The sequence below is a fragment of the Alicyclobacillus fodiniaquatilis genome (genome assembly GCF_042678105.1).
Lineage (GTDB): Bacteria > Bacillota > Bacilli > Alicyclobacillales > Alicyclobacillaceae > Alicyclobacillus > Alicyclobacillus fodiniaquatilis.
On sequence record NZ_JBHUCX010000031.1, the window covers coordinates 1 to 7037 of the forward strand.

The following is a 7037-nucleotide window of genomic DNA, read 5'->3' on the forward strand; positions in this document are numbered from 1 at the left end:
CAAGCGACGTACGAGCGGACACACAAACCTGCAGCCTAAGCAAACGAAATGGGATTTTCATACATTCTCGGTTTGGTGTGTCCACCATATTGACTTAATACCACTCTCACCGATGTCTCCCTCGGCTCGACTTGTCTCAACGGAGCTATCTTTGTTGCTTATTGGTCGCCAACGGGTGGTCCGACTCAGCATCAAGGGTCTCACTCCGGAACTGGGTAGTTGAAGCACTTCGGGCTGTTTCGGTCACAGCGAGGCGATTGCCTTTATGCTCCGGCCGAAAGAGATGCGTTTCGGTGCGAGTGATAGCAGGTCTCGTGAAAATGCGAGACCTGCTATTTTCATGGGAACCTAGTCCTCAATCTAGTTGCACATACGGGTGCGAATGTTTAAGAACGCCTATTCCGGAAAAAAGAATGAATATGCATTTAGTCGTATACCAAACTCCAAGATGGAGAGGCGCCGACCTCTATCTCGAAGGTGGTTCAGTATACGACTTTGTTTTTCTCATGGCACGGCGTTGCGTGCCTAGCCAGCCTCGTCAGTATACTTCTTTAGGGTTTCGTGGAAAAAACAGAGATCAATCCGCTACTTCATCAAACAAGAACTTTGAGTCTACAACTTTATTTTTCGGGATCATTGGTACTTTGCTATGGATTCTCGTACTACCCCAAGGTCTATGCTCCCTGGTAAGTGTATTTCAACGGTGTATGACTCTTTAGCAAATTCCCGAATTTTAATCGTCGCTTTACCATTTGTTCGAGACAATAATTCTGCACCTAAATCCTTTTCGGAAACGGAGTAGGGTAGTGGGATGCTGAATACGTGTGATGCTATGTTGTCCTTTGAACTTACAGTAACAGCCGAAACAATCACCGAGGAGTTGGGCAATACTCTCTTCTGATCACCGTCAATGAGCACAGTATAAAACCAATTTACATCAACCACGTAACCCCCATATTCAACACCACTAAACAATGACGTGCGAAGGGTTATGTATTGTCCTACACTAAACGGTCGTAAAGTTAACAAAATTAACCCTGCGAATAAATTAGAAAACGTAGATTGTGCACCGATACCGACTACGACACCGGTAACGGCTCCTCCGACTAATAAGCTGCTAAATCTGATTTGTAATAGGTTAAGTGCAACTAGTAATATAAATACAGCACCTACTCCAGTTAGTAGGCGACTAATTAAAACTGAAGTGCGGTGATTAAAAGTTTTTCCTACACTTCTATTCAGAACGAAGTGATTTAAGATCCGTATAGTCCACGCACCACTCATACACCAGACTAAAACAAGTCCCCATTCAACCAAACGTCGATATTGTACTGGAACAAAATAGTTTAAAGCGGTATCATGTGCAAGGTTAAAAATAATGGCAAGCAAAATAAGAATGCTAATTACTATTATTACTCTTCGCAAAGGAAATCGCTGGTTTGATGCTTTCATTCTTATAGCACTCCTTTTATTACTATCGCACCACATACGATACTCGTAAACAACAACCAAAAAGTCCCTAAGTACCATGTAGTTCGGACCTTGATTCAGAAGGTGAACACGAAAACTGAGATCGAACCGTCAACTCAAGCTTAATACATGCAGATTTGGTGTGCAGAGTAGGTTCTAAAATGGCTTGGACTATACAGGAAGTACGTGGAAAGGAATAACGTGGACGGTGACTAAGATGGGTAATCGAATATGTACTCATGTATTCTTTCAATGCCGGTCTTATGAACATGCGAGATCTGTTATTTTTAAGTGAATCTAGTGCAAAATCTACTTGAACTATCGCGCCCGTATGAGCAAGTAGGGTTACTGCTAGAGTCGCATAAATATAGCGGGCCTCGCATTTTCGCGAGACCCGCATCTTAGCTATTGCAGAGGAATACGGTGACCACATGTGACAGTACATTTGTTCGGCACAAAGGCAAGATGTTGTTGCTACAAATAGGTTGAACACAACTGCGACGGCACTACCAATCCTTCTTCAATTGGTGATACCTTCAGTCTCGCGCTGCCGAATCATTGTGAGGAGTCCTTTTCTTACGCATTAAAATTGATGTCCATGGTCTTCTCACTGACATTCCACAACGACCATACCTGTGCTCCGGAGTTATACGGGACTTTCACGGTTAGCGGTTCGCGTTCATTCCACGTCTGTAGTTCTTTATTGAATTTCCTCGTCACCGTATCGCCGTTCACATTGCTAATGAAGCCTCGTGCCTCATCCTCAATCATGCTTTCTGTGAACCATTGGCGGATATAATCTTTCCACTGTGCTTGTGTGAAATTCTTCGTGCTGCCTTTCGGAATGGCATGGCTTGGAGAAATTTACTTTGATTCGCTTTAGACATCTGATTGAGTACTGACTGGAGCGAAACTGGTCGCGGAGCCTTCGCATTGCTGGACGATAATTGATTATGGGTAGTGTTGGGCTGATCGCTACTCGTGGACGTGGTCGCGGCCATAGCCACAACAGGAGCCCCAAGCGAGCATGCGACGGTAATTGCTATAAGTGTTTTCTTCATCTCATTCACTCTCCTTAAATGATTGACTTGCACTCAATTAGATGCTCGTTTCATGATTCCCGTTACAGTTCTTAAACAAGGTCGTGGAGTAAACGAGATGAATCCGATGTTGATCTCGATGAAAGCATGTAATTTGCCCAAAGTGTAACCTGATGCCTGAAATAGGTATCTAATATATAGATGAGTTTTCAGGAGTGTTTCATTTGGAGTTGATTGAAGAATGGTATCGACAGTATGGTCTGGATGTGTTCAATTATCTCGTTTATCGGATGGGGACGCGGGATGTGGACGATCTCGTTCAGGAAACGTTTATTAGGGCACTTCAGGGCGTTCATCACTTTAGCGGAGACGCGTCGCCGAAGACTTGGCTCATTTCGATCGCTCGAAATGTAGCAAACGGATTCTATCGAAAGAAACACAGGTCAATTTCGAGTGAACCGCTTTTTGACATGGTATCGACGGAGCTGCCAATAGAGAAGCTCATAGATTCAATGGATGCGAAGCGTGTTGTCGAACGCGGCTTGGGGACGTTGAGACCGGCTTACGCTGACGTTGTGATACTGCGAGGGGTTCTGGATCTCTCAGTATCCGAAGCTGCAGGAGCGCTCGGTTGGAGCGAATCAAAGGTCAGAGTCACTTGGCATCGAGCGCTGAAAAAGTTACGTGTATTTCTTGAAAGTGAGGGAACATGGGATGTTTCAATCCGAGAATGATATGAAGGAAAAGGAGATTATTGATCAACTTCGTGATCTGCGGCTCTCCTCCAAGAATGCATCAACCGATGAACGTGTATTGACCGCGCTTCGCGAACAGTACACGGTGAACAGACCTGCACGGCGTTTCTATTCGTGGATACCTGTGGCGTTGGCTGGCGTGGCAGGGTTATTTCTCGCATGCGGGTTGGTTTTCGTCTTACATGACAAGCAAGTCGGACGCTCGAACCTAACAACCGCTTCAAGCCAGGGTCAAAATAGTCCACAATCAAATTCACACGTTCACCATGGGGATCGTCCCACGCCGTCGAAATCCGCACCTGCACGAGGTGAACCAAGCAAGAAGAATGAAACTGTATCACGTGCACCAGCGCCAAACAACAAAACAAATCCGGTTCCCAAATCAAACCCTTCGCCGCCCCCACCTAACAGTTGAAGCGAAGTCTGCAGTCCTGAACAACTCTATATGGGGTACCGCCGCATGCCCATCAAGGTAAGCATTCGCGGATAAACCGATGATGTCCGGGAACGGTATCGGACACTGGCCAGACAAATGCATCCAGATGCGGGTGGCAGGGATGAGGACTTTAAGAATCTGCAACGAGCGACCGAGCAAGCGCTAAATTGGTTCGAGGGTTAAACTGGTTCAGGAGCCTCAATTAGCGGATATAACGTTTTATATTTGTACCATTCTTGCTTATAAAATTGCTGTCCAAACTCGGTGATTTTTAAAGTGTAATCCGATTATAGGAAGATGAGCCACCAATCTCAACTTCTTTGATAAACGGCCTGTTTTCTCCCTTGTGTTTGTACTCACGCAGGCGCAACCAAGTCTTCCACGATATCCCTCCGTAATCCCCACACTCATCGTAAACTCCAGATTCGGCGGCTGTGTAAGCCGTCGAGAGCGCTCGCCAATGCCACTCTTTTAACGTACCAACTGGAAGGCGCTTTGGACGGACCTCGCCAGTAGCTTCACGGACAAGCCTACGTCCTTTTGCCGTCATTCGTACCAAAGAGATGGTGCCCTGGTCAACCAGGTCAAACGCTCGAAGAGCGATGCACAGCTCCGTTGGTCCGGAAATATCATGGTATGCCCGTGTATGGCGCTGGCTGCGAACGAATTTATGAGGATGTGTCCAGTGGCGCTAAGGCGTCGCGGCCTGGTCTCGACGAAGCACTTGAGTATTTACGCAACGGTGACACATTAGTTGTTTGGAAGTTAGATCGGCTAGGACGGTCCCTCAAGCATCTCACCGAAGTTGTAAACGATTTGAACGAACGAGGTGTCGGGTTCCGGAGTCTACAAGAAAACATCGACACCACTAAGCCAGGCGGAAAACTCATTTTTCATTATTCGGTGCCCTGGCTGAATTTGAGCGTGAAATCATACGCGAACGTACGAAACGCGGGTTTGACAGCTACACGATTTACATATACCAGTCCATTTTGCTAATTAGGATAAGTGTCTGATGTGAACGTCCTCTAAATAAATCCTCGATGGGAATCAGAATATGTTTTCCTTTGGCAACTGGCTTTAAATAGTCTTGTAACCCTCTATAAACCACATCAACAAAAATGTCTATGTTATTTATATCTTGTTGTTTAATTTCAGTGTATATTTTCTCGGACAACTCATCACTGGCCATTTCGTATGCTATACTCGATGTTTGCCACCACGATGAAAATAATTTCCATGTCAGTTCAAATGATATATCTCCTGACGTGTTTGTCATAAAGAACTTTTTGAAATACGATGCGGGTGAGGCTAGAACTTCAGCGTCGATCCACTCTGTCATTTTAACAAATTCAGACAATTCTTTATGAATCAAATCTTTAAATGTTGAATAAGGCAATAATGAGTCTGGGCTAAGTTGGAGATTTGGGAAAATAGAGGATTTCTGATGATTAGTATCATAAATACTACATAAATATAGATAGTAATTAGGCATTATTGAAAAGCCAGTAGTAACGGTGATATCCCTCATAAATTCACATCCATTTGTGGTTCTAAATTGGAGAAAACAACTGAAGTGGCCATCAAAGAATCCTAAGTAGATTTCTCTGATGGCCTTACAGAGACCTGATGATTTAGTTTCCGAAAGACCAGGTAGTACTACAGTTTGGCAGGACAGTATCCACTGTTTCCGTCCCATCGGGTCCAGGGCCAGTCGCAGTCCCTGTAAGTGTCCCTTTATATACGATAGTGGGTGAAGAAGGAATACTGATTTCGTCACTGTAACTGTCACCAGGCGCACCTTCACCACTTATGGGGACGGTATCATAATAAGCCCAACTTCCGTTAGAGTTTTGATAGTCAATAGTGATGTCGCCACTAAATGTCCATGGTCCGTACATGTCTGATGGTTTTATATACCAATTCAACATTTTTGCAGTATACATAAGAGTAAGAGATGCTGAACCCCCAGGGCCGGTTAACGCTGGGATGGGTGAAGTAGTCATGGAACTACCAGAATCAGAAGAGGACATCCCAACTTGAACCGATGATTGATTTGTCGAATTTGATGTTTGACTATTTGTGGCAGCAAATGTTGTAGTACTGATACTGATACACAGTAGAGATGTAAGTATAGCTACTGAACCCAACGCCAACCGTTTTCTTACCAAAGTGATCTTACCCCCTCATAATATGTAAATAACCTTCTTGGGAAACTGTACCACAAATGTATTGTAAAATATTGTATAATGATTAACTTGACAGAAATTTCACAATTTTAAGATCCTTCATTTCACCTGTGTTTTTTTACGAGAAGGAGAAAAGAATACGTTCCCCTATCCTATCATGGCAGGCTTTTATTAAATCATACACAAATAGATTGTGTATGATTCAAAACCCGCCTATTGCGCATGTGAATCACACCAGAGTGTGACTTTGCACGATAATTGCTGCAATAATTTGCACGATATTTGGCGTTCCGTGGTGAAACAGCCAGCCGAATTAAAGTTCGCCTTTCGTAAAGTGAATTTGCCGAGATACTTCATATTGTTTGATGTAATTTAAGGCCTTCGTCGCTCAGTCCACTTCAGGGAAGGGACATTCCGTGAAGTGATTGTTTACATGGGGGATTCGACGGATTATTCGGACTTCCTGCATCCGCCTTTGAAAGATGAGTGGAGAGTGTTGATCGATTGTGTGCCAGTTCGAGAGTTAGAGAGGTCCGTTGACGGGATACAGTTAACAAAATGGATGAACGTGTCAATTTTCATACCGATTTATGCATAACACGCTCAATCTTGATGGAATCCTTCTTGAACATTCGCGCCCTTATGCGCAAGTAGATTTTCAAGTAGATTGGCATCAAAAGGGGCTGTCCCAAAAGCGGTTGAAAATCGCTGACGGGGCAGCTTTTCCTTGGTAGTGGTGGGTTTTTTGTTAAAAGTTGAGAAAAGGATGAGGTCTTCTCATCCAATTTTCTGCCTCATTTCGTCAATAGCGGCTTTCTTCAACAGATTGTGGGCAAGCGAAATCCACCCAACTTCCACGGTAACCTTGGGTAGGCTTCGGAGTAGGAATCGTCTGAATCCACGGTTGTTCTTTATCTGCCCAAACACGCTCTCCACTTCAGTCATTCGCCGAATGGCTAGTTCCTTTCCTTCAGGACTTCGAAGTCGTTCGGCGGCTTGCTGCTTGTAGCGAAGATACTCAAGGCTCACTCTAATCTCTCTGTTACCAGAAGACTTCGTACAGCGTTCCCGGAGTAAGCACCCTTCGCAATTCTCGCTTCGGTATGTTCGTAGCTGCGTCTGGTACCCACTGCCGGTTTTTCCTCTA

8 protein-coding genes are annotated in these 7037 nt (G+C 44.6%); 3 read left to right on the forward strand and 5 right to left on the reverse strand.

All coding sequences use genetic code 11. From position 1 onward, the window contains the following. Positions 1 to 633 precede the first annotated feature (633 nt). Both ACFSB2_RS12975 and ACFSB2_RS12980 read right to left on the reverse strand, forming a co-directional pair. Entirely contained in the window at positions 634 to 1452 is an 819-nt protein-coding gene (locus ACFSB2_RS12975) for a mechanosensitive ion channel family protein (RefSeq protein ID WP_377943491.1), read from the reverse strand. 594 nt (positions 1453 to 2046) lie between these two features. After that, complete coding sequence (locus ACFSB2_RS12980; RefSeq protein WP_377943492.1) at positions 2047 to 2241, reverse strand: hypothetical protein; 195 nt, start codon at positions 2239 to 2241, stop codon at positions 2047 to 2049. Between the two features lie 493 nt (positions 2242 to 2734). On the opposite strand from ACFSB2_RS12980, the gene ACFSB2_RS12985 reads away from it, so the two are divergent. Both ACFSB2_RS12985 and ACFSB2_RS12990 read left to right on the forward strand, forming a co-directional pair. Further along, the gene (locus tag ACFSB2_RS12985; protein ID WP_377943493.1) at positions 2735 to 3244 is read left to right on the forward strand and encodes an RNA polymerase sigma factor; all 510 of its coding nucleotides are present in this window, start codon (positions 2735 to 2737) and stop codon (positions 3242 to 3244) included. Further along, the gene (locus ACFSB2_RS12990) at positions 3225 to 3680 is read left to right on the forward strand and encodes a hypothetical protein (RefSeq protein WP_377943494.1); all 456 of its coding nucleotides are present in this window, start codon (positions 3225 to 3227) and stop codon (positions 3678 to 3680) included. Before ACFSB2_RS12985 ends, ACFSB2_RS12990 begins: the two co-directional genes overlap by 20 nt. A 292-nt stretch (positions 3681 to 3972) precedes the next feature. Here the strand turns inward: ACFSB2_RS12990 and ACFSB2_RS12995 are convergent, their stop codons facing one another. Beyond that, complete coding sequence (locus ACFSB2_RS12995; protein ID WP_377943495.1) at positions 3973 to 4260, reverse strand: hypothetical protein; 288 nt, start codon at positions 4258 to 4260, stop codon at positions 3973 to 3975. Positions 4261 to 4337: 77 nt separating this feature from the next. Between ACFSB2_RS12995 and ACFSB2_RS13000 the strand changes: the two genes are divergently transcribed. After that, positions 4338 to 4700, forward strand: coding sequence for a recombinase family protein (locus tag ACFSB2_RS13000; RefSeq protein WP_465252489.1), 363 nt, complete (start codon positions 4338 to 4340; stop codon positions 4698 to 4700). Here ACFSB2_RS13000 and ACFSB2_RS13005 read toward each other — a convergent pair. Further along, positions 4675 to 5232 (reverse strand): hypothetical protein, encoded by a 558-nt coding sequence (locus ACFSB2_RS13005; protein ID WP_377943496.1) that lies wholly within the window; start codon positions 5230 to 5232, stop codon positions 4675 to 4677. The two genes, ACFSB2_RS13000 and ACFSB2_RS13005, sit on opposite strands and share 26 nt — an antisense overlap. Before the next feature lie 1435 nt (positions 5233 to 6667). After that, positions 6668 to 7037 (reverse strand): transposase (locus tag ACFSB2_RS13010; protein ID WP_377943497.1); only part of this gene is annotated, 370 nt, incomplete at its 5' end.